This window comes from Persicobacter diffluens (assembly GCF_036244895.1).
In the GTDB taxonomy this organism is placed as follows: domain Bacteria; phylum Bacteroidota; class Bacteroidia; order Cytophagales; family Cyclobacteriaceae; genus Persicobacter; species Persicobacter diffluens.
The window spans coordinates 2,878,275-2,902,686 of record NZ_BQKE01000001.1 but is presented as its reverse complement, the minus strand read 5'-3'; the positions used below and the strand labels follow the sequence as shown (position 1 = coordinate 2,902,686).

Annotated in this window: 25 protein-coding genes, 1 tRNA gene and 1 pseudogene; 20 read left to right on the top strand and 7 right to left on the bottom strand. The window is 40.3% G+C overall.

Features of this window, described 5'->3' with window-relative positions:
- Window positions 1-32: 32 nt before the first annotated feature.
- Window positions 33-332 carry a putative quinol monooxygenase gene (locus AAA970_RS11725; RefSeq protein ID WP_338237720.1) on the bottom strand — a complete coding sequence of 100 codons (300 nt, stop codon included), beginning with the start codon at window positions 330-332 and terminating at the stop codon, window positions 33-35.
- A gap of 323 nt (window positions 333-655) precedes the next feature.
- Here AAA970_RS11725 and AAA970_RS27820 point away from each other — a divergent pair.
- Window positions 656-706 (top strand): annotated as a pseudogene (locus tag AAA970_RS27820) (hypothetical protein); the annotation flags it as partial.
- A 149-nt stretch (window positions 707-855) separates the two neighbouring features.
- Window positions 856-1,254: a helix-turn-helix domain-containing protein gene (locus AAA970_RS11720; RefSeq protein ID WP_338237253.1), complete on the top strand. Its 399-nt coding sequence runs from the start codon at window positions 856-858 to the stop codon at window positions 1,252-1,254.
- Window positions 1,255-1,682: 428 nt separating this feature from the next.
- On the opposite strand, the gene AAA970_RS11715 is transcribed toward AAA970_RS11720, so the two are convergent.
- Entirely contained in the window at window positions 1,683-2,297 is a 615-nt protein-coding gene (locus tag AAA970_RS11715) for a fumarylacetoacetate hydrolase family protein (protein WP_053405796.1), read from the bottom strand.
- Window positions 2,298-2,521: 224 nt separating this feature from the next.
- Here AAA970_RS11715 and AAA970_RS11710 point away from each other — a divergent pair, with 224 nt between their 5' ends.
- From AAA970_RS11710 to AAA970_RS11700, 3 genes are all read left to right on the top strand, one after another.
- On the top strand, window positions 2,522-2,893 hold the full coding sequence (locus tag AAA970_RS11710; RefSeq protein WP_338237252.1) for a DUF805 domain-containing protein: 372 nt from the start codon (window positions 2,522-2,524) through the stop codon (window positions 2,891-2,893).
- 631 nt (window positions 2,894-3,524) lie between these two features.
- Complete coding sequence (locus AAA970_RS11705; protein WP_338237251.1) at window positions 3,525-3,959, top strand: Hsp20/alpha crystallin family protein; 435 nt, start codon at window positions 3,525-3,527, stop codon at window positions 3,957-3,959.
- 41 nt (window positions 3,960-4,000) lie between these two features.
- On the top strand, window positions 4,001-4,438 hold the full coding sequence (locus AAA970_RS11700) for an Hsp20 family protein (protein WP_338237250.1): 438 nt from the start codon (window positions 4,001-4,003) through the stop codon (window positions 4,436-4,438).
- Window positions 4,439-5,083: 645 nt separating this feature from the next.
- Here the strand turns inward: AAA970_RS11700 and AAA970_RS11695 are convergent.
- From AAA970_RS11695 to AAA970_RS11685, 3 genes are all read right to left on the bottom strand, one after another.
- Window positions 5,084-6,610, bottom strand: coding sequence for a Dabb family protein (locus tag AAA970_RS11695; protein WP_338237249.1), 1,527 nt, complete (start codon window positions 6,608-6,610; stop codon window positions 5,084-5,086).
- 868 nt (window positions 6,611-7,478) lie between these two features.
- Entirely contained in the window at window positions 7,479-7,694 is a 216-nt protein-coding gene (locus tag AAA970_RS11690; RefSeq protein ID WP_053405790.1) for a hypothetical protein, read from the bottom strand.
- A 481-nt stretch (window positions 7,695-8,175) separates the two neighbouring features.
- Window positions 8,176-9,114, bottom strand: a complete 939-nt coding sequence (locus AAA970_RS11685; protein WP_053405789.1) for a hydrogen peroxide-inducible genes activator — start codon at window positions 9,112-9,114, stop codon at window positions 8,176-8,178.
- Between the two features lie 191 nt (window positions 9,115-9,305).
- On the opposite strand from AAA970_RS11685, the gene AAA970_RS11680 reads away from it, so the two are divergent.
- The 12 genes from AAA970_RS11680 to AAA970_RS11625 all read left to right on the top strand — a co-directional run bounded on the left by AAA970_RS11680 (window position 9,306) and on the right by AAA970_RS11625 (window position 17,124).
- Window positions 9,306-9,944 (top strand): peroxiredoxin, encoded by a 639-nt coding sequence (locus tag AAA970_RS11680; RefSeq protein ID WP_338237248.1) that lies wholly within the window; start codon window positions 9,306-9,308, stop codon window positions 9,942-9,944.
- 90 nt (window positions 9,945-10,034) lie between these two features.
- A complete protein-coding gene (locus AAA970_RS11675) occupies window positions 10,035-10,349 on the top strand; it encodes a thioredoxin family protein (protein WP_338237245.1) in 315 nt (104 codons plus the stop codon).
- Window positions 10,330-10,584 carry a DUF6952 family protein gene (locus tag AAA970_RS11670; RefSeq protein ID WP_053405786.1) on the top strand — a complete coding sequence of 85 codons (255 nt, stop codon included), beginning with the start codon at window positions 10,330-10,332 and terminating at the stop codon, window positions 10,582-10,584. Before AAA970_RS11675 ends, AAA970_RS11670 begins: the two co-directional genes overlap by 20 nt.
- Before the next feature lie 122 nt (window positions 10,585-10,706).
- On the top strand, window positions 10,707-10,946 hold the full coding sequence (locus AAA970_RS11665) for a hypothetical protein (protein WP_338237247.1): 240 nt from the start codon (window positions 10,707-10,709) through the stop codon (window positions 10,944-10,946).
- A gap of 110 nt (window positions 10,947-11,056) precedes the next feature.
- The gene (locus AAA970_RS11660; protein ID WP_338237246.1) at window positions 11,057-11,695 is read left to right on the top strand and encodes a peroxiredoxin; all 639 of its coding nucleotides are present in this window, start codon (window positions 11,057-11,059) and stop codon (window positions 11,693-11,695) included.
- 90 nt (window positions 11,696-11,785) lie between these two features.
- Window positions 11,786-12,100: a thioredoxin family protein gene (locus tag AAA970_RS11655; protein WP_338237245.1), complete on the top strand. Its 315-nt coding sequence runs from the start codon at window positions 11,786-11,788 to the stop codon at window positions 12,098-12,100.
- Window positions 12,081-12,335, top strand: coding sequence for a DUF6952 family protein (locus tag AAA970_RS11650; RefSeq protein WP_053405786.1), 255 nt, complete (start codon window positions 12,081-12,083; stop codon window positions 12,333-12,335). The genes AAA970_RS11655 and AAA970_RS11650 overlap by 20 nt, the downstream gene beginning before the upstream one ends.
- A 457-nt stretch (window positions 12,336-12,792) precedes the next feature.
- Window positions 12,793-13,431: a peroxiredoxin gene (locus AAA970_RS11645; RefSeq protein ID WP_053405781.1), complete on the top strand. Its 639-nt coding sequence runs from the start codon at window positions 12,793-12,795 to the stop codon at window positions 13,429-13,431.
- A gap of 90 nt (window positions 13,432-13,521) precedes the next feature.
- Window positions 13,522-13,836, top strand: coding sequence for a thioredoxin family protein (locus AAA970_RS11640; protein WP_338237244.1), 315 nt, complete (start codon window positions 13,522-13,524; stop codon window positions 13,834-13,836).
- A 52-nt stretch (window positions 13,837-13,888) separates the two neighbouring features.
- Window positions 13,889-14,071, top strand: a complete 183-nt coding sequence (locus AAA970_RS11635) for a DUF6952 family protein (RefSeq protein WP_338237243.1) — start codon at window positions 13,889-13,891, stop codon at window positions 14,069-14,071.
- A 1,107-nt stretch (window positions 14,072-15,178) separates the two neighbouring features.
- On the top strand, window positions 15,179-15,856 hold the full coding sequence (locus tag AAA970_RS11630) for a response regulator transcription factor (protein WP_053405779.1): 678 nt from the start codon (window positions 15,179-15,181) through the stop codon (window positions 15,854-15,856).
- Window positions 15,853-17,124 (top strand): sensor histidine kinase, encoded by a 1,272-nt coding sequence (locus AAA970_RS11625; RefSeq protein WP_338237241.1) that lies wholly within the window; start codon window positions 15,853-15,855, stop codon window positions 17,122-17,124. The genes AAA970_RS11630 and AAA970_RS11625 overlap by 4 nt, the downstream gene beginning before the upstream one ends.
- A gap of 175 nt (window positions 17,125-17,299) precedes the next feature.
- Here the strand turns inward: AAA970_RS11625 and AAA970_RS11620 are convergent, their stop codons facing one another.
- Window positions 17,300-18,178: an RDD family protein gene (locus AAA970_RS11620; protein ID WP_338237240.1), complete on the bottom strand. Its 879-nt coding sequence runs from the start codon at window positions 18,176-18,178 to the stop codon at window positions 17,300-17,302.
- A 2,222-nt stretch (window positions 18,179-20,400) separates the two neighbouring features.
- On the opposite strand from AAA970_RS11620, the gene AAA970_RS11615 reads away from it, so the two are divergent.
- The 3 genes from AAA970_RS11615 (at window position 20,401) to AAA970_RS11605 (ending at window position 23,399) form a co-directional block, all read left to right on the top strand.
- A tRNA-Ala gene (locus tag AAA970_RS11615) sits at window positions 20,401-20,474 on the top strand.
- 213 nt (window positions 20,475-20,687) lie between these two features.
- On the top strand, window positions 20,688-21,560 hold the full coding sequence (locus tag AAA970_RS11610; RefSeq protein WP_338237239.1) for a hypothetical protein: 873 nt from the start codon (window positions 20,688-20,690) through the stop codon (window positions 21,558-21,560).
- A 249-nt stretch (window positions 21,561-21,809) separates the two neighbouring features.
- On the top strand, window positions 21,810-23,399 hold the full coding sequence (locus tag AAA970_RS11605; protein ID WP_338237238.1) for a GAF domain-containing protein: 1,590 nt from the start codon (window positions 21,810-21,812) through the stop codon (window positions 23,397-23,399).
- Window positions 23,400-23,719: 320 nt separating this feature from the next.
- On the opposite strand, the gene AAA970_RS11600 is transcribed toward AAA970_RS11605, so the two are convergent.
- Window positions 23,720-24,154, bottom strand: a complete 435-nt coding sequence (locus AAA970_RS11600; RefSeq protein ID WP_157601016.1) for a hypothetical protein — start codon at window positions 24,152-24,154, stop codon at window positions 23,720-23,722.
- Window positions 24,155-24,412 lie beyond the last annotated feature (258 nt).

Sequence of the window (24,412 nt, the reverse complement as noted above, 5' to 3'; positions counted from 1 at the left end):
GCCCTAAAAGGATTTGGGATTTGAGTATCCTATTAAAGTAAAGATTTTGTCTGTGCTATGTGCATCATTTCATGCAAAACAAACTCTTCCACGGCACCTTCAGTAACTTCCATATATCTTATAAGATGTTCGTTTTGCATTTGCGTCTGACATAGCTCCCTATTTTCCCGGTTTTCAAAAAAGAGGAATAAATCCGGATTTTCATTGTCCTGATGGAGGTCGTAATTGATACAAGCTTTTTCAGCTCTGGTCACCTCAATTAATTTTAATAACTCTTCTTTTATAAATGCTCTTTGACCCCTTTTACTCGGATTCGCACTACAATAGTTAATTTTTAATTGATCATTTTATCAGTGTATTGTTGATCACAAAGTTTAGTGAACTCCTAGTCAGTCCTGCGGAATGAAAAAAGGTTTGATGGGAATAGGAAAGGAAAGATGCCATCGATTACCAGAATGCCCCTTTGTAATCCGGATGATTTTTACTCCTTTTGCTTAAATTACAGGGGATAAGCCAATAAAAATGCCATGCTTAGAGAATCAACAGGGTAGTTATTTGAAATCCACAGGGAGGAACTCAGCAGCTGAGAGAAAAGATCTCATCAGCATAATTTTTTGAAATTGTGTAGGTAGCAAGGGGAAGAGGGCGGCAATGTATCAATGAGCGTGAGTTTGATTATCGGGAAGGGAATGTATTTTTATTGCCCCCGAGGGATTACCATTTTTTTAAGGTAATGGAGCCCAATTGTTTTTACTTTGTCTGGTTCACCGATCATTATTTTTTAAAGGAAGGTGTACTGCCAGATTACAAAGCGTGGTTTGACCGAATCGCCTATATTGAAGCGAATTATAATAGGTGCCGGGAGATATTATCCCAACAGTATGGGAACGCGAATTTATTATTCAGAATATTAAGTCTATCTACCAGGAGGCCAATGAAAATGATGGTTTTTCTGATGCGATTATATCCGGAGCACTGGCCTCGGTTTTGAATGTGATGGCCCGGAGTATTGAGAAAAAATATGTAGATTCAGCGAATGACCGAGAGGAAAAATTTTGGGAAATATTGCGGTATATTAATGGTCACCTTCACGATAATGACCAGTTGAAATTAACCTTGATCGCGGATCTTTTCGGGATTTCGAAAACCTATTTTTCCGAATATTTTAAAAAGCATACAGGCCTAACTTTGGCAGAAAATACCATGCGGGCGAAGTTGAGAATCGTGCAGATGAATGCCATTCATACGGACTAATGCGTAAAGGAGATGGCCTGGCAGCTGAATTTTACGGATAGTATTCATTTGTCCAAAGCATTCAAGAAAGCTTATGGAAAAACGATTATGGAAGTGAGGGGAGCCGGCCAAGTGAATTGCGAAGAATTTTAACCCAAATGAAGTGCCGCTATAGGGATTGGTTTTCTTTAATCTGGTTATTTTTAGCTTGTTGAGTCGTTTTTGTAGGCTTTATTTACTCAGATTTGGATAAGCCTGCTTTCTCCTCATTCATCTGTTTCGTTGGAAAACACTGGAAATAGGGAAAATTCCTTCATTTTTCGCCACTTGCAGTTAAACAAGGATTTGAGTATGCCTCATTTGGGTTCAAGTGCTTTGACTTTTGTAGGAAAACGGGCTACCCGCTCATCCTTGTTCTTCTTGATCGGGTAGCCTGTTCATGGAATTATTTATACCATTTTAAAATCCAGCCAAAGTTCCCCCTCCACATAGGCTTGTAGTTGGTCGCCTTGGTGAATCTGTCCGGCGCCAGAGGCCGGAGTTCCGGTGAAAATGATATCGCCTTCTTCCAGGGTCATAAAACGAGAAGTATAAGCGATAATTTCCGCCATATTGTAAATCATCAACGCGGTGTTGCCGGTTTGCTTTTCCTCTCCGTTGATTTTCAGACTGAAGTTAATATCATTCAAGTCCGGGAAATTGGCAATAGGCTTAAAGGAAGAGATCGGGGCTGCACCATCAAATCCCTTGGCCAAATCCCAAGGGCCTTTTCCTGCACGGCAATCATCTAGAATGTCTTTGGCAGTATAGTCAATGCCCACCGCTAAAGCTTCAATATGAGCAGGAGCATCATCTAAAGAAATATCTTTTCCACTTTTTCCTATTTTGATGACCAACTCCACTTCATAGCGTAAGTCTTGCGTAAATGCCGGGAACACAACATCCTGATTTTCTTTCACTAAACTTGAGGAGGGTTTAGAGAAAATGACCTGCTTACCTGTTTTAACCGCTTGTTTCTCTTCCGCTTTGTTAACGTAATTTTTACCAATTGCTAAAATCTTCATCTTGATTTCTGTTTAATGTTTTAATGAGTCAAAAATATTAGAATGCAGATGCATCCATAGCGATTTTCATTGTGAAAACAGGGGGGCAAATTGGAGCCACATTACTTTTTGTCATTAGCATGAAGCCTTTCCATGAGTAAGGTACAATTATTTCACCTTGAAGGTCTAGTAATATTTAATTTATTTTTTATATTTAAACTTGTTTTTATTTAAATTTATTGTGGATGAATTGGTATTTAGAGGTACTTAAAAAGTATGCGGTTTTTGAGGGACGTGCAAGGCGACAGGAATATTGGATGTTTTTCCTGATTAATATGGTCATTAGAATCCTACTTAATGTTTTTGATGTGGCGGTTTTGAACCTAGAAACAGGCCTGAGCTTGGTTTACGGGCTATTAGTTTTAGTGCCTACCTTTGCGGTTGGCTTTCGTAGAATGCATGATGTAGGAAAAAGTGGCGCATTTATATTTGTTCCATTTTATAACTTATACCTATTGTGTAAGGAGGGGGATAAAGGACCGAATGACTATGGAGATGATCCAAAAAATCCGGAAATGAATTTGAGAAATGAGATCGAAGCGTTCTCCGCAGAATAAGTCCGTGTATAAAAGCTGGAATCCTTATGAAAATTTGACTATTACAGCCGAGATTTAGGTTGCTTTTATTGGCATTAGCCTGTTTGGTTTCCAGTAATTTGAATTTATATGATGATGTTCTGCATCATTCTCGATCTAAAAGAAAAACCGACCAAAAGTCGGTTTTTTTTATATGGCTTTATAGGGTATTTAAAATTAAGCCAGAATATTCCTGCTTAAATCCCCGTTTAGCTGCCAGGCAGGAAAAATGAAGGATTAGTTCCCCGCTCCAAGCTTTTCTTAGGAAGCAAGTGAATGAGGAGACGGCAATTTGCCCAAATTTGGGGAATTAAAAACTGAAGAAATCACCAGTAATGAATTGAATTGTAGCGTCGTTATGGGTTGGTGAATAATCCGGGATTAGGAAGAATAGAAAGAGAGGGTAAATGGCAGGCGAATCAGCTGAAATTTTGACACATTAAAAGATGTCGTTTTTTCTTGTTTTTGATGTTAAGTCACTGGTAATGTGTCAAATAGTCTGTGTTTTTTGGAGGTGTGGTGGATTTCTGAGTCATTTCGTCTGAAAACCGAAACGGAACGGGATTTGATCATTTTTTAGTGTATGGATGGTTTCACCTAAATCAATGGAAAGATGACACTTGTAAAATCAAATCAAACCGCTTTCCCATCCATTTTTGGAAATTGGATGGATGATTTCTTCCAAAATGATTTCTTTGGGCGTTTCCCAGCAAACACTCAGCAAATGCCTCAGGTCAACATTAAAGAAACCGATGAGGCCTATCATCTGGAGTTTGCTGCTCCGGGATTAGACAAGGAGGATTTTAACCTTAAATTGGAGAATGGTCTGTTAACTGTTCACGCCGAAAAGGAAGAAAAGCAGGAGGAAAATGAAAAAGTGCACCGGAAGGAATATTCTTATCATTCCTTTACCAGAACCTTCCGATTAGATCCTAATGTGTTGGCGGAAGAGGTTCAGGCTAATTATGTAGATGGTATTTTGAAAATAATGCTTCCCAAAAAAAATAAAGGCGAAAATCCTGAAGCGAAGCGAATTGAAATTTCGTAAAATGAAGTAGAGGGGTGTTCCCTTAAAGAAAGGAGGTATCCATGAAATGGCTTGAAAAAATAAAAGGTTTCCTGAAGGTTGTGGGAAAATCTGTTCGTGATTTTTGGACTTCTGATATTGATCTAAGTGCCTTGAACCGTGAGGTACCCTTATTCACAAACCGGGTACGGGAGGCTTTGGTGCCGGCAGCATTTAAGATTGAATTGGCTGTTGGAGATTTGAAGCGAGACGAAATTGAGGTGTTGGTAGAAGGGAATGATTTAGTGGTAAAGGCAATGAAGCGAATCGCTTCCCAAAAGAATGAGGGCGTGTGGCAAGTACATCATGCTTCTTATGCAGCCTTTCAGCAGCGTTTTGCTTTGCCGGAAAATGCAGATTCCGAAAAGGTGAAGGCCAAGCTTAAAAATGGTATTTTAAAGGTTGCCGTGGGAGCTAAGTCTTTGACGCAGTCCAAAGCAGAAAAGGTAGAAATCGCCTGATTGGATACTTCCTTTTTTCTGTCAGGGGGATTTACTAAATGAAAAAGAGGCTGTCTCATAATTTGAGATAGCCTCTTTTTTTGTCAAAAATGCAAGTACCCTCCCACAGGAGCGTTTTCAAATATGCGATTCTTCGAGCCTGGGTTTTACTTTTGAGACGGCCTCTTTTTTGTTTTTCAGAATATAAGGTGGAGTGATCTTTTGAGCCCAATGCCTTTGCATGGTTTTGTAATATTCCAAGTATATGTAGAAGGGGAACTAAGAGCATATGGCCATTTCGGCAGGACAAGATAAAATTAGAGGCAAATCAAACGGGCTGATCAATCATTTTGGATGGAGGTAGCTCCCTTATTCAACATATAGAACAAGTTCTTTGTCTTCTGATTTTAAGCCGAATTATTCACCGCTATATTTGTCAATCAATCGTAAGTGGTTTATTTTAAATTCCTTAAAACTTATTTTCATTGAATTATAATAGCCCAAATTTGGGCAAGCTTGCTTTCTCCTCATTCATTTGTTTCGTTGGAAAAAAAACGAAATAGGAAAAATTCCCTCATTTTTTCCGCCTTAGAGCTAAACGAGGATTAAAGCATGAATTATCCGGGTTAAAGAAAGGAAGGCCGTGTTTTTTAGTGCTCATCAGCATTATTGGATTTTACCCTGCACCCAATAATCCATTACTAACTGATCTTCTAATAAAGGGGATATTTTCCGCATTGCAGCGAGATGAACCTTGTGGAATTGGTAGATTTCCCGGGCATGCACATCTTCAAAGGAAAGCGAAAAGCAGTATTCAAAGCCCTTGTCCAAACCTTCTGTGCTACTGTTTTTTCCCCATTGCAATTCCCTGATTTGCGGGATGGCTTCCTGCTGATGGGCAAATTCGGCCAAGGCTTCCTGAATACGATTGGGGTCCGCCTCTTTTTTGAACTTTAAGTGGATAATCTGTTTCAAGGAGCTGCCTTGCATTTCAGGAGTTGTAGGGCCTATTCGGTAGGCCGCTATTTTTCGGGTACCGAAATCAAATGAACCTGCAATGAGAAAGGAGGTGCCTTCAATTTCCAGGGCATTCAATCCGTAGTAAACAGGAAAACCAGTCTCCAAATAAGTAATGGCGCTGAGCTGCCCTTGTCCATCCAGTCGGCATAATTGAATGGCCGCATCATCACGCGTTCCTACCGCTATAATGGCTTCCTGTTGATTGACCGAAACGACTTCAATTCTGGTTTGTCCTTGGAGTTTGGTGTTTTCATTGTCTTTGAAAATGCTGTGAGGGGCGAGCTCACCTTTCTTATTGATCTTAAAAATGGAAACGGCATCTCCATGATAGACAAAGTCAGTGTTTTTGATAAAGCCTTTTCTTTTATAATACTGGTGGTGTCGGTGTCCGACGATCAGGTAGTGCTGATCCCCGAAGCTGGCACCGGTCACCGGATAGGTACCGGTCAGATAGCGGTCGGTGGTATTGTCGCTGATGCTGTTGACATGTTTGAAATGACCATTTTCAAATACCTGAAATCCGCTGATGCCATTGTCCTGAAAGCCACCGGTGAACAAATAAGTCTTGCCTTTTATTTGATGCACGAACATGCCGATGATACCATCGGTGTGGATTTCCTCCGTATCTTTCATGGACTGCACGTGGCTGAGTTGGCCATCGGTATGGATTTTAAAACAGCTCAAGCCCGGGGTCTCTTCCAGTCCTCCGGCGAAAAGGTAGGCATCATTTTTCATATGAATCACCTGCAGGGTAATGCCGATACCGATATGTGTTTCTTCGGTGTCGTGAATAATAAATACCGATTCTAATGCGCCGTCGTCGAGGATTTTATACACCTCAATCGCATCCCCCAATTTATTGGCCACAAACAAGAAATCAGTGCCCTTGATATTATCCGCGACCATCCCTCGGGCGGGGCCTTTCTTTTTGTATTGCTCCTGCTTTTCAATATGTGTCAGCTTTCCTTGGGCATCAAGCCGGAATACATCAATGTCCTCAAATCCACCCGCATAGACATAGTGTGCTCCATTCTTTTCATAGCTGGTGATAGAAACGGTGTTCTTTCCGGAGATGTCTTTGGTGTCTGTTCGGTAAAGGGAAATTTGATCGGGCGTCTGCGCCATGCTGGAAAAGCACAGGCATAATAAGATCAAAAAAAAGTAGTTTTTCATGTTGATGAATCGTAAGCAGATGAATAAAAAATAGGACTATTGCCTCGGTCTTGGAAAGATACGCAAAATAAGATGATTGTTGGAATGCTACCAATTCGTAATCGTTTTATCTGTTAGGCGATTGCAGTTAGTTCATATTCGAAATGTAATTTATACTTTCCGAAATAGTCATTAAATCGTAAGATGATAAAAACATTTTGTGGGTGGTTTTTAATCATTGAGTATTCATTTCGATCAACAATATCCATCGAGTATTTTCAAGCTGGAAATTGGAAGCAAGTGAAACTAATCTGAGTGAAGGAGGGAAGGGGGTATTGGGTTGATTTTCTTTGTTGATGAATCAACCGTATTTTTAGGGAAATACGGCCTTTTCAGGTAAAGGAATGGGCTTGAAATTAGAATATTGAAAACTATAATTAACAAAAAGATTGTTTTGAGTGAAATTATATAATTCACTTCTGATTAATGGGTATAGATTGCAATGACTAAATAATGTTCCGGACTTCGTTGTAAAGTCTTTCAATCTTGAGAAGGAAGGACATAGCTATGAGCCATAATAATACTCTCTAAAATTTATGCTAAACCAAGTGATCACGGTTAATATGGAGCGCAGAGGGTGGAGCCGATACAAAAGACGTGGTGAAGTGGAGTTTATTGAGGAAAGTATGGGACCCTAAAGTAAAGACCGCTCAACTTGGTGGGATGCCCGTTAAGACCAGCTTTATATTGTGTATAAGCAAAGGAGGGAATTTACCACCTGATATGCTTATTCGTCGTTTTTTTGAACTTCTATTACACCTTTATAATTAAAACAATAATAGATGTTTTTATAAATCAATGGATTGGTCATTGGTTTCCGATTGCGATTTTAGACACTGTTACTACCGGTGGTTTGCTTCTTTTCTTTTTGTATTATTTTAATGGATTCTTGTAGTTGTTCATTCTGATGGCTAAGGAATTGAATCTCTTTGATCAGCTTACGTTTTTCATAATGCAGATTTTGATTTTCTTCCAAAATGGAAAGTAAAAGTGTTGAGTTAAGACTGTTAAAAAGCTTGTCTTTTTGATCTGATGCTTTAGTCATACTACTGAGAGCGTAAAGAGTGTCTAAAAATTACCTTGCTTTGGCTAATATTGATATGGCTTTTGATTTGCTCAAATATGGCTGTTTTTAGAGGATTTTAAGCTCAATTTTATTCAAAAGTCTGAATTATCCACTACTTTCTTTTTCATGTTTTAATTAAGAATTGAATAATTCAATTTTGATCAGGGGCTTAAAATAAGATTGCAGCGCAGGCATTGTTTGCTCGTAATAGAAGCGCTATAATTTATCGGTAGATTGGAAGTTGCATTCGGATGTTTAATGATGGATTACCCATAGTAAATAAGGTCCTGTTAGATGGGTTTATTTGTATTATTTGGAGAATAAATTTATGGAGGGGCTAATAGTGGAAGGCGGTGAAGTTTCCATGGTGGTCTCTCAGTAGAGGGGTACCGGAGAAAACCATGGAAAGTTGAGTATTGATGGACTGCTCAGCTGTTGTTGACTTATCGTTGGAGGTCGTTTATATTCCGATGATCTGCATATCGGATGCCTTGAAGTTGGAGGTGGTTAATTGTGGCTGTACTAAGTCACTGATGCGTTGCGAAAGCAGATCAATTGCGCGCTTTTTCAAAAAAGGACGCAGGTAAACCATACTGACTTCTCTAACCGGAAAAGGCGATTCGAAGCGTTTGGTTTTTACCTGTCGGTCTTTAGTCATCAGTTGATGGTATAATTCGGGAACTAGGGTGATGCCGCCAAATTGATCGGTTAAATGGAGTAAGGTATCAAATGAGGTGGCTTCAAACTGAAGGCTTTCAGATTCCAAAGGTTTCTCTTTTAAATCACAAAGGGTGATGGTTTGATTGCGAAAGCAATTTCCCTCCTCTAATAACCAGATTTTCTGATTGAGCATTTCTTGTGGGGAAATATATTGCTTGTTGTTGCCCTCTATACCATAAACCATCATCGCTTCATAATAGAGTAGGTTTTCTTCCAGCACCGCTCCCTCTACCGGCGTGGCCATAATGCCCATGTCAATTTTTTCTTCATGCAATTGCTTGATGATGTTTTCCGTGGTAATCTCATGAATCTCCAATTCCAGTTCCGGAAAGTCTTTCATAAAGTGGGGAAGCATGACGGGTAGCAAAGAGCTGGCAATGGTCGGAATAATGCCTAGTCGTATTTTTCCTTTTACTTCTTCCGATTGCTGATCGCACAGTTCAACAATCTCTCTGCGGTCTTTAAGGATTCTTTTGGCAACTTTAATGATCGCCTTGCCACTATCGGTGGTTTGTACCGGCTGCCGGCTTCGATCAAATAATACCGTGTTTAATTCGTTTTCCAGCTTTTTGACCATTGCACTTAAGGTGGCTTGGGTAATATGGCAGCTTTCCGCAGCCTTTCCAAAGTTGCCCAATTGGTCAATGGCAATGATATATTCTAGTTGTTGAAAGTTCATTGAAAATATTTTAGGGGGGAGATCAGGCCGGGAATGTCGGCTGTTGCTCACTTTTATTCTTGATAATCAGTCGGTAAAGTTAATTATAGATTTTATCTAATGCAACGATAGAATTAATCAGTTTTCATCTAACAAAAATCCCCCCTACTTTTGTCATGTAATCAATCAGAAACAATAAAAAATTATACGATATGTCATTCACTGGTAAAAAATTCCCTTCTATTGCTGTTAACGCCATGAACGAAATGGGCGAGACCATTCAGATCAACGTTTTGGAGGAAGCAGTAAAGAATAATAAAAAAGTGTTGTTGTTCTGGTACCCTAAGGATTTCACCTTTGTGTGCCCAACAGAGCTACATGCTTTTCAGGAAGCTTTAGCGGAGTTTGAAAAACGTAATACCATTGTTATCGGAGCATCCGTAGATACCGCTGAAGTTCACTTCGCCTGGTTGAATACGCCAAAAGATCAAGGTGGTATTGAAGGTGTGACTTACAATATCTTAGCTGATAGTAATCGTAATCTTTCTTCTGTATTAGGAATTTTGGATGCACAGGAAACCGTACACCACGAAGAGTTAGGTGTGGAATTATTAGTAGGAGACAATGTGACCTACCGTGCCACTTACCTGATCGATGAGGAAGGTACTGTATTCCATGAAGGCATCAACCACATGCCGTTGGGGCGTAATGTACAGGAGTTCCTAAGAATGATCGATGCTTATGCGCACGTTCAGCAGCATGGTGAAGTTTGCCCTGCAAACTGGGAAGAAGGAAAAGAAGCGATGTCTGCTAACCGTGATGGCGTAGCAGAATATTTAGCCGCTCACTAATCCTCCTAAGTTTTCCACCGGGGAGTCGGTGCGCAAATAGATTCCCCAGTGTATTCACCATTTTTATATATTCCCTTAATTAGAAAGATCATGTTTGAAGAATTAAAAGAAGATAGATTAGCTGAAGTAGTATCCACTAATGATACCGTATTTGTTCAATTCTCTGCCGGTTGGTGTGGTAACTGCCGCATTATGAAGCCAAAATTTAAAAGGTTCGCCGGAGAGCATGATGGTACCCCTTTCGTGATGGTAGATGCGGAAAAATTCCCGGAGTCCAGAAAGCTGGCCAATGTGAATAACTTACCAACTTTCGCCGCTTTTAGAAATGGCGCCCTGGTGAACCAAATTCAGACGAATAAAGCAGAATCTTTACAATCCTTCATCCATGAGATTACCAATAATTAAGCACATTCACTCCTTTATCAAGGAGAATGATCAGGACTTTGTCATTGAAGCAATGGAAGTGCTGGAGCATTTGACAGAAAGTGAAAACCTGAAGGATGAAGAACTGGATGTCATTGGTGAATTAATTAGTAATATGTCCGGTGCATTAGCCGTGAGAGATATGGTTCAGGAAGGGAAAAGTGAGAAGGAAGCCCTGAATGAATTTATGAAACGCGTGATGGGATCCATCAACTAAGGGGCAGTAAACGGCTCCGAAACATCAAACATTCGATAAAAAATCAAACCTAAAGTAACAATAACCGACGAACCCTAGCAGGCTATAACCGGAAATTATAACTGCTGCATTAGCGAAGGAAAATGATTCCTTCAGAAGTTATCATCAATCAACGATTAGAGGCCGAAGTGAGGATCATCACTTCGGTTTTTTTTATTTCTTTCATTTTTAGCTTTATTTTTTCTGAGGAGCTAAGGGTTTTTGCTTTCGTTTCAGAAAGAGAATCGGAAGTATTGATTGCGATGTGGAAGAAAGAAATGGCGATTTTTCCGGAGTTAAATCCTAGAAGCAAACGTAAGCTCCTGTGTGTTAGCGTGTTGTAATTCGATAGGTTTTATCTAACACAACGATAGAATTAATCAGTTTTTATCTAACGAAAATCCCCCCTACTTTTGTCATGTAATCAATCAGAAACAATAAAAAATTATACGATATGTCATTCACTGGTAAAAAATTCCCTTCTATTGCTGTAAACGCCATGAACGAAATGGGCGAGACCATTCAGATCAACGTTTTGGAAGAAGCGGTACAGCAAAATAAGAAAGTGTTGTTGTTCTGGTACCCTAAGGATTTCACCTTTGTGTGCCCAACAGAGCTACATGCTTTTCAGGAAGCTTTAGCGGAGTTTGAAAAACGTAATACCATTGTTATCGGAGCATCCGTAGATACCGCTGAAGTTCACTTCGCCTGGTTGAATACGCCAAAAGATCAGGGTGGTATTGAAGGTGTGACTTACAATATCTTAGCAGATAGTAATCGTAATCTTTCTTCTGTATTAGGAATTTTGGATGCACAGGAAACCGTACACCACGAAGAGTTAGGTGTGGAATTATTAGTAGGAGACAATGTGACCTACCGTGCCACTTACCTGATCGATGAGGAAGGTACTGTATTCCATGAAGGCATCAACCACATGCCGTTGGGGCGTAATGTACAGGAGTTCCTAAGAATGATCGATGCTTATGCGCACGTTCAGCAGCATGGTGAAGTTTGCCCTGCAAACTGGGAAGAAGGAAAAGAAGCGATGTCAGCTAACCGTGATGGCGTAGCAGAATATTTAGCCGCTCACTAATCCTCCTGAGCTTTCCACCGGGGAGTCGGTGCTCCAATAGATTCCCCTGTGTATTCACCATTTTTATATATTCCCTTAATTAGAAAGATCATGTTTGAAGAATTAAAAGAAGATAGATTAGCTGAAGTAGTATCCACTAATGATACCGTATTTGTTCAATTCTCTGCCGGTTGGTGTGGTAACTGCCGCATTATGAAGCCAAAATTTAAAAGGTTCGCCGGAGAGCATGATGGTACCCCTTTCGTGATGGTAGATGCGGAAAAATTCCCGGAATCCAGAAAGCTGGCCAATGTGAATAACTTACCAACTTTCGCCGCTTTTAGAAATGGCGCCCTGGTGAACCAAATTCAGACGAATAAAGCAGAATCTTTACAATCCTTCATCCATGAGATTACCAATAATTAAGCACATTCACTCCTTTATCAAGGAGAATGATCAGGACTTTGTCATTGAAGCAATGGAAGTGCTGGAGCATTTGACAGAAAGTGAAAACCTGAAGGATGAAGAACTGGATGTCATTGGTGAATTAATTAGTAATATGTCCGGTGCATTAGCCGTAAGAGATATGGTTCAGGAAGGGAAAAGTGAGAAGGAAGCCCTGAATGAATTTATGAAACGCGTGATGGGATCCATCAACTAATCAAACAAAGCAAGAGCAAAAATCAAACCTGACCTCAGAATACCTAAACAAACAATACCGGGCAATACCTGAAAAATGTTGCCGTCAAACTAAAACCAGGGATGACCATCCCAAATGAATAATCAAACATCTTTTAGAGACCGAAGCGAAACCCATCGCTTCGGTTTTTTTGTTTGAAGAGGCGGCGCTAAAGTATTTGGTTTGGGCGTCGAGGAATACCCCTTATTTTTCACCCTTTGCTTGCTGCGGAGGTAGTGCTAAAACGTACTTGTTGAAAATAAAGAAGTGAGTCGTTTCATCGTTTTTGGGTTGGCTTGTGGTAAGTTGTTGGTTATCAGTGGATTTTAACTGATAGATTTTATCTAATGCAATGATAGAATTAATCAGTTTTCATCTAACAAAAATCCCCCCTACTTTTGTCATGTAATCAATCAGAAACAATAAAAAATTATACGATATGTCATTCACTGGTAAAAAATTCCCTTCTATTGCTGTTAACGCTATGAACGAAATGGGTGAGACCATTCAGATCAACGTTTTGGAGGAAGCAGTAAAGAATAATAAAAAAGTGTTGTTGTTCTGGTACCCTAAGGATTTCACCTTTGTGTGCCCAACAGAGCTACATGCTTTTCAGGAAGCTTTAGCAGAGTTTGAAAAACGTAATACCGTGGTTATCGGTGCATCCGTAGATACTGCTGAAGTTCACTTTGCATGGTTGAATACGCCAAAAGATCAAGGTGGTATTGAAGGTGTGACTTACAATATCTTAGCTGATAGTAATCGTAATCTTTCTTCTGTATTAGGAATTTTGGATGCACAGGAAACCGTACACCACGAAGAGTTAGGTGTGGACTTATTAGTAGGAGACAATGTGACCTACCGTGCCACTTACCTGATCGATGAGGAAGGTACTGTATTCCATGAAGGCATCAACCACATGCCGTTGGGGCGTAATGTACAGGAGTTCCTAAGAATGATCGATGCTTATGCGCACGTTCAGCAGCATGGTGAAGTTTGCCCTGCAAACTGGGAAGAAGGAAAAGAAGCGATGTCTGCTAACCGTGATGGCGTAGCAGAATATTTAGCCGCTCACTAATCCTCCTGAGCTTTCCACCGGGGAGTCGGTGCTCCAATAGATTCCCCAGTGTATTCACCATTTTTATATATTTCCTTAATTAGAAAGATCATGTTTGAAGAATTAAAAGAAGATAAATTAGCTGAAGTAGTCTCCACTAATGATACCGTATTTGTTCAATTCTCTGCCGGTTGGTGTGGTAACTGTCGCATTATGAAGCCAAAATTTAAAAGGTTCGCCGGAGAGCATGATGGTACCCCTTTCGTGATGGTAGATGCGGAAAAATTCCCGGAATCCAGAAAGCTGGCCAATGTGAATAACTTACCAACTTTCGCCGCTTTTAGAAATGGCGCCCTGGTGAACCAAATTCAGACGAATAAAGCAGAATCTTTACAATCCTTCATCCATGAGATTACCAATAATTAAGCACATTCACTCCTTTATCAAGGAGAATGATTAGGACTTTGTCTTAGAAGCATTGGAGGTTTTAGAACACCTTACCGAGAGTGAAAATTTAAAAGATGAAGAACTGGATGTCATTGGAGAATTAATTAGTAACATGTCAGGTGCTTTAGCCGTTAAAAAGTTAACCGAGGAGGGGAAGACTGAAAAGGAAGCCCTGAATGAATTTATGAAACGCATGATGGAATCCATCAGCTAAATCAAACAAATCAGTACCAAACCATAACCGGAACCCTAAATCAACAGTACCCAAAACAAACAATAGCAGACAATAACCGGAAAATTTTGTCGCTAGACTAAAACCCAAGGCTGCAATGCCTGATATAATAATCAACAATCAATAAATTGGAGGCCGAAGTGAAACCCATCACTTCGGTTTTTTTTGTTTATTATCATTCCTTATGATAAGATGGCGGTGCTTTTTTTGCGAGGAGAACCGGATTGAAGTTATCCGCTTAGCCCAAATTATTCACAGTCAGGTTAAGTGATTTACTATAACTGAATTATTATCATAGCGTTACATGCTGGTTGGCTGATTTTTTAATAGCCCAAATTTGGCAAGCTTGCTTTTTCCTCATTCATCTGCTTCCTTGTAGAAAACTCCAAATGGAAACATTCCTTCCTGTTTCCTGCCTTGCAGCAAAACGAGGATTTAAGTAGGACTAAACCAGTTTAAGGCTTACGTTCCTGAGTGTGCCGTATTTGTAAAGACGTGTTTAAACGCTAAAATTCGTAACCAAAATTTGGTAAGGGCAGAAGCGATGGTCGATTATTTTGAGCGAGTAGTATCGCTATCGTTGAGGAATTATCCAATTCCACTTCCAGTAATTCGAATTTGTTCCGGATGCTGCGCTATTATACGTTTTCCTATCTTGATTTCTAAAATATGGAAATGAATGGGTTCATTTATTTAGGAAAGAAAGCCACCTATGGCCGCTATGACGGATAGTGTAAAGCTGATTTTAAAGTGGTTTTTTGTCATATCGTCATTTGAAAATTTTCTTTTTTTGAAAATGGCTGGTATTCAGAGGGGAAGAGGATGGTTTTAGGGGCTTTCTTTTCTTTTATTGGAGGCTTTATGTTTATGGGGAATGCCTACAGATTTTAAACAGATTTGATAAGCATTTTGCAGGTTTATGGCTCGGCAGGGAGAAATTCCTCACCGGCTAAAGGTTTTGAGATCATCCCTGAAATGAGAATTGAATTAGAATTGAGCTTTGGTGGTGGATTTTTGAATCAACGGAACAATCTTTGAATTGGAATTAAATCCGATATCCCAAAAAGGAATCTCAATAAAGATATTTTTATGAAGTTATTAATTGTAGAGGATAATGACCTTTTGGCTGCAGACATGCAAGACCATCTCATGGAAAATGGATACCTGATTGAAAGGGCTGCCACTGTTGCGGACGCCAAAGAGAAAATTGGGGTTTATAGTTATGAGGTCATTATTCTGGATTTGGGATTGCCGGATGGTAATGGCCTGGATGTAATCCGAGTATTGAAGGAGAAGGAAAGTAAGACCGGTATTCTGATCGTAACGGCCAATGACACTGTTGAGGATAAGGTGAAAGGTCTGGAGTTGGGCGCAGATGATTATATTACCAAACCTTTCCATCAGGCAGAATTGAATGCCCGTATCAAATCTTTAATCCGGAGAAAAAATGCCCAGGGCAATAATGAATTACGGGTAGGTGATTTGATGGTGAATACCGTTGCCGGAGAGGTAAAGGTGGGCGGGAAAACTTTGGACCTTACTCGCAAGGAGTATGAATTGCTTCTGTATTTCATGTACAACAAAAATCGCGTCCTGACCAAGGAAGGGATAGCAGAACACCTTTGGGGAGATCATATTGATCAGGCCGAAAACTTCGATTTCATTTATAACCACATCAAAAACGTTCGCAAGAAGATCACTGCGGCCGGAGGGGAAAACTCCATCAAATCCGTCTACGGCATGGGTTATAAACTAACGGAGGGATGAGTAAAAAGCGGTCCATGCACCTGATGCCCAAAATTGCGGTGCTTTTTTTGTTTTTCGTGGTCATTGCCTTTTTTATCAATGGACAGTATTTGATTAATCAGACCAAAAAGCATATTGAAGGTAATGTGAGTTATGCCTTTAAATTACGCGAAAAACAAATCATTGAGCACCTGAAAGAGGGGAAGGATCCGGCACTGGTGCGGGGAGCCTGGGTGGCTTATGCGGATAGTTTGCCGGAATCCGGCTTGCGGGAGGCCACTTACGATACGCTGATGTTCTCTAAATATTTTGATGAAATTTATCTTTTCCGGATAAAGGAAACCAATATTTGGGTAGATAGTGTGCAATATCATCTGGTGTTGAATCGGAATATTGATGATTTTGCCAGCTTGAAAGCCGATGTGCGGAATACGCTGATACCTTCCTTTATTTTGCTGGCAGGTATTGTGCTAATATTCAGTATTTTCCTTTCGGGGGTGGTCTTTCGTCCTTTTTATTCCATTATGCGGAAGATGGAGGATTTTAAGCTGGGGGATAAAGCGGAGATCAAGCCGGTGAAGACATCCACTCAGGAGTTTGCCCGTATGCAGGAATTATTCATCGCCATGGTGGACCGGATTGAGGAAGATTATCGCAATCTGAAGGAGTATACGGAAAATATGTCTCATGAAATTAAGACGCCTCTGGCTATTATCCGCAATAAAACCGAACGACTGATTGCTGATGAAAGAGTACTGGAAGCGCAGGCCGAGGTAGTGAAAACGATCTTTGATGAGACCAACCATTTAACGCGTCTGGGATCAACCCTCAATCTTTTGACTAAGATTGAAAACCACGAATACCGCAATACAGAAAAGTTATTTACTAAGCCATTTATTGAAAACCATATTGACAGTGTGTCCGAGCTGGCAGGCCTGAAAGACCTTCAGATAAACGCAGTTTTATCGGAAACACATTATCTGATGATGGACCCGTTCCTGTTTGAGATTATTCTGAAAAACCTTTTTCGGAATGCCATTTCCTATGCCTCCAAAGGGACCATTATCGAAATTGAAACCACGGAGAATAGCTTTGGTATTCGAAATGCCGGCCCTGCGCCAAAGGTGAGCCCGGAGAATATTTTCAAGCGTTTTGCTTCCGGTAATCAGACCAAGAATTCTTTGGGCTTAGGTTTGGCTTTGGTAAAGCGCATTTGTGATTTGAATCAATTGAAAATTGAGTATCGATACGAATGCGGATTGCATGGTTTTTTTATTGGGAGGAAGTAAGTGTCCATTTATCTCTTCAGGGAGGCTGCCTAACAAAAGTAAGCAATATAAGAGCAGATGGCTTTCTTCGTTTTTTTAATCTTCAGCGGCTTATGGAGCCATCCTTTGCTAAATTATGGAGGCAAGGACTGAATTAGAAAAAAGCCTCCTGATAATAAACTTCAAGAGGCTTTTTTTAATATTTCCTTGCCCGGATGGTTTTGCCCTTTTGAAAGGAATACAGCTTTAAAACGGAATCTGAACGGTATAATACCTGATATTTCGTCTCGGGACGGTTCGCGTTCCGGAGCTTTAAATTCCCGTCTCTGACCACATATTTGAATTCCTGCACCTGTCCTGCTTCGGAATGCTGTTTGGCAATGGAATCATTTTCAAAGGTAAAAAGGATTGGTGTTCCCTCCTGATCAAATCGCCAGTCACCGATCAGGGTATTTTGGATGAGTAGGTCATTTTGAATAACTTTTTCACTCAATGGCGCCTCAGGTTTTGGGATGAAATGCGCCCGTACCAAATAATCCATTTCGTAGGAAAGAAATAAGAAAAGGATCATCAGACTGCCGGGCCAACCGAAGGAAATGTAGGATTCATCCTCCATACTGTTTTGATGTTGAGCTTTGAGCTTCAGGGCATCTACTTTCTTAACAATGTAGGTTTGGCTTTTGGTGTCATGCCAACAGCGATTGTCTTTTTGAAAAATTCGAAGCCAGCCAATGGGGATCCATCGTGCCAGGTTTCTAATGGTTATCATTTCCAAGCTAGGAGCGTCTCCATGTTGATCCACTACCCTGGTTTCGGTAATGAATTTGCCGAGGGTCCATTGAAAATGGTATTCAAAGAAGATGTAATAAAACAGGAAAAGCGTGATGTTTAAAAACCAACCGGTTTCTAGTTTGTAAAAATAACTGAAAAGGGATAAAGAAGACTGTACAACAAAGGCGTCAATGCCAAAGTTGATGAGTCTGAGCCATATGTCGGCAGTAGGGACCGGAATGCCACTGATTTCCTCAAGTTTCCAGCTAAGCCTTTTATTAAGAAGTGAAATAACCTTTCCCATAATTATCAAGGAACAAAAAAAACAATTATCCAAAATATGGATAGGGGTTGCTCTGCTTGTGAAAGTATAGTATGTAAGTTTTGTGGTCTATTTTGGTGGTACATAAATAATAGGAATGTACCTAAATCACAAGAGAAAAGGGAAAACCTTTCTGCTTTTATAACAGCCGAATGATGGCCTGTCAGCTTCAATATGTCCAAGCAAGGGGTTTGTTATTAGGTTGTTTCAGCGATTTAAATAACCCAAATATAGCACGAATTTATTCCCCGCTAGATGTAGTGTGATTCACTATGTGGGCAGATCAATGAGGTTAATTTAGCTGATTTTCTAATTGCCCAAATGGGGCTAGACTTGTTTTCTTTTCATTCTTCTACTTCCTTAAAAAATGGCCCAAGATTGGGATATTCCTTCATTTTGTCCGTTTTGTAGCCAAGCGAGGGTTTTATAGGGCTTTGAGAAAGTCATTAATTATTATTAGAGATTGGGTTGATTTTTTGCTGATTTGTGGGTTTTGAAAAAGATGTAAGGTCGGTTCTTTTTTTTAAGAATAATTGAGTCATTTTGGAGGGATATGACTTCATAAACATCTGAAGTCTGATTTTTCGAGGTTAACTTTTCAGCCCATAAGGCATTAATTTCGTTGCCCATTTCCCTTTCTTGTTTGATCGCCGAGTTAATATGTTCCATATCATGCTGTATAAATAGTTTGTTCCCAATTATCTTATACCTTTTATACAGGGTGTCCCTTTCCGTTGGCGTTATCATGATTTGCGCGAGTTGATTTTCACTGTAAAAGTGGAACAATAGGGTAGGGGCTCCCGGATTATTTAACTTAAAAGTTCCGTTGAGCTGTTGGCTCTGACCTAGCAGGAGACTGTGTTCTGGCTGCTTAGGGGTGGAATTGCAGGCAGCCAGGAAGAGGAAGGATAGACAAAGTAGCGGAAGTGATTTCATTTGGTCGTAAGCTAGGGCATGCCTGGATTCTTGCAGGTTATTATTATAATCTGAAGACAAAGCTAAGGTTTCCCGCTTGTTGAATTTATGATGTAATTGATCAAAAAAGAGAGCAGGGCTTGTCCTGCTCTCTGTAATAGGATTTAGGGAAGGTGTAACGGAGGATTTAAAAAGAAGTTAAAATTGAAATGCAATAGGTCATTGAAACCGGGAATTAAAACAATTTCCCTTGTTTATGGAAAGCAATCTTATCTCCGTTATTGGGGGGTATTTACTCCCTAAATGTATAAAGAAGTTGTCATATTAATATGGATGATCACTCCCTCCTGATTTTAAAGACTTATAGCTTGCTGTTAAGGTTGTTGACTTATAGTGTGGATGGCTGTAGGGAGCGGGTTGAAAATCTGATGATGAAATTCATGTTTTGAATTGATCAGAATAAGGAAAGGGCTTTTGCAATTAGACGGTGGGATCCCTTTCGTTGGTACTGGCACCGCTAGATTTAGTCCGAATTATTCACCCTTATATTTGTTTGGCTGGTTCAAGTAGTTTTCTTTCAGGTCGTTAGTGTTGGTTTTGCTAATTTTTCATTAGCGCGAATTATGGTAGGCTTGCTTTCCACTCATTAACCTGCTGTCTTGGAAAAAACCTGAAAAAGGGAAATTTCTTTCCTTTTCCCCATCTGGGAGCTAAAGTCAGATAAAAGCATGTGCAATTCAGGATAAACCATATCATTCGAATAGATTTCAAGCTATTCACGGCTATTTAGGGTGAATATCTTATAATACTATAGATTTACTTAAAAATAATGATATACAAATTCTAGGGTAATCTAATTTTGGATTGCTAAAGCTTGCTTTACACAAACTAGCTACTGCCATATTTAGTGAGGCTGGCCGAGGGTTTTTATTTTCAGTAAATTGTAGGTGGTTTCTCTGGTTTAGTTTATGCGCCTGCTTTGAGTGAAGGGCGTTTGCTGCTCCTTCCTCTGCTTTCTTGGAAAAATTTGAAAAAGGAAAATTTCCTCTATTTTTCCCTTCTGGTGGAAAAATGAGGATTTAAGTATCCTTACTCGGGTGAGAAGTGGTAATGTTTTGGAAATGATTGTGATTTTTTCTTTTGATTTGTTAGTGAGGGTGTTATATAGTTTTTGGGGGGCTGAGCGGGCTGAGGTAGTATAATTTTGGATGTAATAAATTATAAAAAATATGGGGGATTATTTTGTTCCCTAAAAAAGTTTCCTACATTTGAGCTCTCAAATTAATCAAGGGGCATTAGCTCAGTTGGCTAGAGCGCTACGCTGGCAGCGTAGAGGTCATCGGTTCGAATCCGATATGCTCCACTCTTAAAAATTTCAATATTGAAACCATCAGGTGGAGGTATTGAAATTTCTTGTTTATGGTCCTTTGGTAGTTGTTTTTGGATATAACCGAAGGGGGATTTTTTGTTCGGCGGTTAGCAGAATTACCTTGTAAATGAGTGCTTTTTAGTGATCTGCTTGGAAGAACTTGCCGAATGTTATTATATTGAGTAATAAAATAAAGCGAATAGACAGATGTCAGAGAACGAAAAGAAGTACACTACCATTGACCAGCGTGCCTTTGCTTTAGGTATGGGTAAATGGGGGTGGGGCCAACAGCGTGCCGGCATGCAGGTGATCAGCATGTATCGTCAGGTTTTTGGTCGTGATCCGGAAAAAATAAAAAGAGAGGTGCGCGGGCAAATGATGGAGGTTTTTGCCTATCCGATTGAGATGAGTGACACCATTGACTCTGTATTAAAACGACTGCAAGACGAATTCCCCGAGTCCAAGAAAAAGCCAAGACCAGTAAAGCCACAGCGACCACAAAGACCAGGTGGTGGATATCGCCAGGGTGGTGGCCGAGGTGGATACCAGAATTCCGGTAGGCCACAAGGAGGTGGTTATCGCCCTAATTACCAATCCAGGGATAGAGACGGAGGTCAGCAATCCGGTGAGCGCAGAAGCTATGGAAACCGTGAAGGAGGCTATCAGCAGTCTGGTGAAAGAAGAAGTTATGGTAATCGCGAAGGTGGTTATCAGCAAAGAAGCTATGGGCAGGGTTCCGGTGAGCGTCGCGAAGGAGGTTACCAGCAGCGTCGTCCATATAATCAAGACCGTGAACGTCGCCCCTATAACAACAACGGTGGAGAGCGTCGTGAGGGAGGTTATCAACGTAATTTTAATAATGACCGCCGTGAAGGGGGCTATGATAATCGTCGCGAAGGAGGTTATGAAAATCGTCGAAATTTTCCACCACGTGAGCGTTCTAATGAAGGAGGTTATCAGCGTCGTGAGGGAGGTTATCAGTCCAGGAGAAATGATCTCCCGCCTAGAGAAAGAAGAACCGATTTACCTCCTCGTCGTCCGATAGGAGGCTCCTCGGAGGAAAAATCCAGTGAAGATTAAAATATTCGCTTTATATTTATGGGTACCCCTGACCTTTTTTGGTCCGGGGTATTTTTTTTGTCTTATGTTTTTGTTTGCCAGCTTCTTGAATGTTGAGCAGAGGTAGGTTTGCGTGATTTGACTTTCAAGGATGGATAATTTTATTTTATAATGGATTAATTGAATCCCGATACGCTAAGGAAGAATTAATTTTATATTTTCGTTAGAAGTGGAAGTATAGAACCGTATTTTTTAATTTATTTTTTAGAGATGGAAACAATAATGGAAAAAGGGCCGCTGGAAAGTAAAGGTGGTAAGTCATTACAGTCTTTTTTGGTGATGGCCTTGGGAGTTGCTATTCTCTTGTTGGTGTCTTTAGTCGTAAATCTGATTTTTGGCAAAGGTATTTTACTATCGGTCATTCTTGGCGTAGTGTTAGTGGTAGGATTATCTGTTATCCTATGGAAAGTGAAAGAGGGTTTTGTGCGCTTACATGCCGATTTGAGGGATTTCACCAGAAAGGCGGAAGATTGGAAAAATAGTGAATATGCCACTTGGGAGTTCAGTTATGTTCATCGGCAGTTATTCAAGGTCTCTAATTACCTGGATGAGCAGGTTGCACATGCCGAAGCGCTGGGGCGACTGGATTTCCAAACGCGGGAAGTGGAGCAAGAGGATAAATTAGGGTTGGCCTTACAAAAAATGGGGCGACAATTGCAGGAAGCTTCTCAGGAAGAGCGCAAAAAGCAATGGGTGAGTAAAGGGTTGGCGGATTTCTCCGCTTTATTCCGGAGGACTGATAGCAAGAATATTCATGCTTTTTGTGAACAACTGGTTTCAGAACTCTCCAAATATGTGAATGCTAATCAAGTGGCGATGTATGTGGTGGAAGAGAATGAGGAAGCGCAGGTGAGGTTAACGATGAAAGGTTGCTATGCTTTTAATCGTAAGAAGTTCATTGACCATCAGGTAAGTCCTGGTGAGGGCTTGGTAGGGCAGGCGTATTTGGAGAAAATGCCCATATATTTAAAGGAAGTTCCGCAGGATTATTATCGCATAACCTCAGGTTTAGGGCAGGCATTGCCCAAGAATGTGTATATCCTGCCGCTGATGTATAACGAACAAGTTCGGGGGGTGTTAGAGATTGCTGCTTTTGATATTTTCGAAGCGCATGAATTGGAATTTATCAATAAATTGGGAGAAGATGTTGCTGCCATGATTGATAGTCAGCAAGTCGGCGAGCGCACGCAGCAATTATTGTCGGAATCTTTAAAGCAAAAGCAGGAATTGGAGGCCAGTGAAGAGGAGCTTCGTCAGAATATGGAAGAGATGCAGGCGACGCAGGAGGAAATGGAGCGATTGAAAAGAGAGGAAGCGGCGACTCAGAAGGCGATGATGAAGCGCTTGAGTAAGCAGAATGATATGATGGAAAAAATACTGGATGAGGTAGAAGGTAAGGTGTATTTGAAGGATCATGAAGGGAAATTTCATTTGTACAATCAGGCGGTAGTGAATGATTATGGGGTGAAACGTGATGAGCTGAAAGGAAAAGACGATTACCACTTTTTCGATTATGAGGTGGCCAAAGGATATTGGGATGCCGAGCTGGAAATTATAAAGAATAAACTGCCGGTGAGGACCATTGAGCGCGTGGAAGTGAATGGGAATGTGAAGTATTGGTTGATCGCTAAGCGTCCAATGTCGATACCTTCGATAGGAACAACCGGATTGCTGGGGATTCAGAGAGAAATTACTGATATCGTGAAAACATCTCCCGGCTATATAGCCCTTTTGCAGGAGCAATACCCGGATCTGAAAGTCTTGGTAGATGTGGAGAAGGAGTTTGCTGCAACCTCATAACCCGTAGTGTGCCTGCTTAAATCTTCGTTTTGCCGCAAGCTGGGAAATGACAGAAAATTTCCCTGTTTCAAGTCTTTTCAAGAAATCGGATGAATGATAAGCAAGCAGGCTTGCCTCAATTTTGGTGATTAAAAAATCAGGAGCAGCGTTCCTTAAGCCCCAAAACTTAATGTTGTATGGAGGGGGGTGAGTTTAGAAGGGGTACTTTAGGATAAGAAAAAGAATAAATATTAATCAGGAGCTTCGGCTCCTTTTTTTTTGCATAAAAAAAAGGAGGTCTTAGCCTCCTTTCTACACTTATAAATACGAACTACGGATTACTACATCATATTTTGAATGCTGTTCTTTTGTGCATTCTTTTCAGCATTGGCTTTCTGCTTAAACCCTTCCTGGTTGGAAACCGAGAATCTGGCGGGCTTGTTATCAATAGCGAAAGTAATGCCTTTGATGGTTTGAAGTTCGCGGTGGCCATAATCCTTCAATGTGAGGTGGAACTTGTCAATAAAGGCTCTTTTCACATCTTTTAGGCGGGCATCATTCTTATTAGTTACATCAAAATGGGCGCCGATGTAAATGATTTTGCCCTGATACTGCTTCACTACCAATTTGGCCGGTAATCCTCCGATTTCGGTAGTTTTGTTGAGGTCTTCTTTTAATTTATTGCCTATAGTATAACCGAAGAAAGTTTGGGCTTCAGCCATATGGGAAAGGGCAAAAAAGAAGAGGAGGAGGAATAGTTTCTGTAATATTTTCATTCGTATATTGATGTAAGTTTATTTAACTAAGTGAATAATTTTTAGAAGTCTTGATTATTTCATGGATGTAATAACCGTGTAAGTTTTGATCTAAAGTATGACTATTTTTCATATGAAACAATTACCTAATTCAATTATTTTTTAAACTTTATCTGATTTTCATTGAATTTTTTAGTCCAGTATTTCGATTTATTCGTGTATTTACTTGATTTACTGCTATTTGTCTTTTTTGGAGCTGTATAGTGAGGGATGTTCGTT

Coding starts and splice junctions, on each gene's coding strand:
- AAA970_RS11715 (WP_053405796.1), bottom strand. CDS start 2,297: ATGAAGATTTTAGCAATTGGTAAAAATTACGTTAACAAAGCGGAAGAG.
- AAA970_RS11710 (WP_338237252.1), top strand. CDS start 2,522: ATGAATTGGTATTTAGAGGTACTTAAAAAGTATGCGGTTTTTGAGGGA.
- AAA970_RS11705 (WP_338237251.1), top strand. CDS start 3,525: ATGACACTTGTAAAATCAAATCAAACCGCTTTCCCATCCATTTTTGGA.
- AAA970_RS11700 (WP_338237250.1), top strand. CDS start 4,001: ATGAAATGGCTTGAAAAAATAAAAGGTTTCCTGAAGGTTGTGGGAAAA.
- AAA970_RS11695 (WP_338237249.1), bottom strand. CDS start 6,610: ATGAAAAACTACTTTTTTTTGATCTTATTATGCCTGTGCTTTTCCAGC.
- AAA970_RS11690 (WP_053405790.1), bottom strand. CDS start 7,694: ATGACTAAAGCATCAGATCAAAAAGACAAGCTTTTTAACAGTCTTAAC.
- AAA970_RS11685 (WP_053405789.1), bottom strand. CDS start 9,114: ATGAACTTTCAACAACTAGAATATATCATTGCCATTGACCAATTGGGC.
- AAA970_RS11680 (WP_338237248.1), top strand. CDS start 9,306: ATGTCATTCACTGGTAAAAAATTCCCTTCTATTGCTGTTAACGCCATG.
- AAA970_RS11675 (WP_338237245.1), top strand. CDS start 10,035: ATGTTTGAAGAATTAAAAGAAGATAGATTAGCTGAAGTAGTATCCACT.
- AAA970_RS11670 (WP_053405786.1), top strand. CDS start 10,330: ATGAGATTACCAATAATTAAGCACATTCACTCCTTTATCAAGGAGAAT.
- AAA970_RS11665 (WP_338237247.1), top strand. CDS start 10,707: ATGATTCCTTCAGAAGTTATCATCAATCAACGATTAGAGGCCGAAGTG.
- AAA970_RS11660 (WP_338237246.1), top strand. CDS start 11,057: ATGTCATTCACTGGTAAAAAATTCCCTTCTATTGCTGTAAACGCCATG.
- AAA970_RS11655 (WP_338237245.1), top strand. CDS start 11,786: ATGTTTGAAGAATTAAAAGAAGATAGATTAGCTGAAGTAGTATCCACT.
- AAA970_RS11650 (WP_053405786.1), top strand. CDS start 12,081: ATGAGATTACCAATAATTAAGCACATTCACTCCTTTATCAAGGAGAAT.
- AAA970_RS11645 (WP_053405781.1), top strand. CDS start 12,793: ATGTCATTCACTGGTAAAAAATTCCCTTCTATTGCTGTTAACGCTATG.
- AAA970_RS11640 (WP_338237244.1), top strand. CDS start 13,522: ATGTTTGAAGAATTAAAAGAAGATAAATTAGCTGAAGTAGTCTCCACT.
- AAA970_RS11630 (WP_053405779.1), top strand. CDS start 15,179: ATGAAGTTATTAATTGTAGAGGATAATGACCTTTTGGCTGCAGACATG.
- AAA970_RS11625 (WP_338237241.1), top strand. CDS start 15,853: ATGAGTAAAAAGCGGTCCATGCACCTGATGCCCAAAATTGCGGTGCTT.
- AAA970_RS11620 (WP_338237240.1), bottom strand. CDS start 18,178: ATGGGAAAGGTTATTTCACTTCTTAATAAAAGGCTTAGCTGGAAACTT.
- AAA970_RS11610 (WP_338237239.1), top strand. CDS start 20,688: ATGTCAGAGAACGAAAAGAAGTACACTACCATTGACCAGCGTGCCTTT.
- AAA970_RS11605 (WP_338237238.1), top strand. CDS start 21,810: ATGGAAACAATAATGGAAAAAGGGCCGCTGGAAAGTAAAGGTGGTAAG.
- AAA970_RS11600 (WP_157601016.1), bottom strand. CDS start 24,154: ATGAAAATATTACAGAAACTATTCCTCCTCCTCTTCTTTTTTGCCCTT.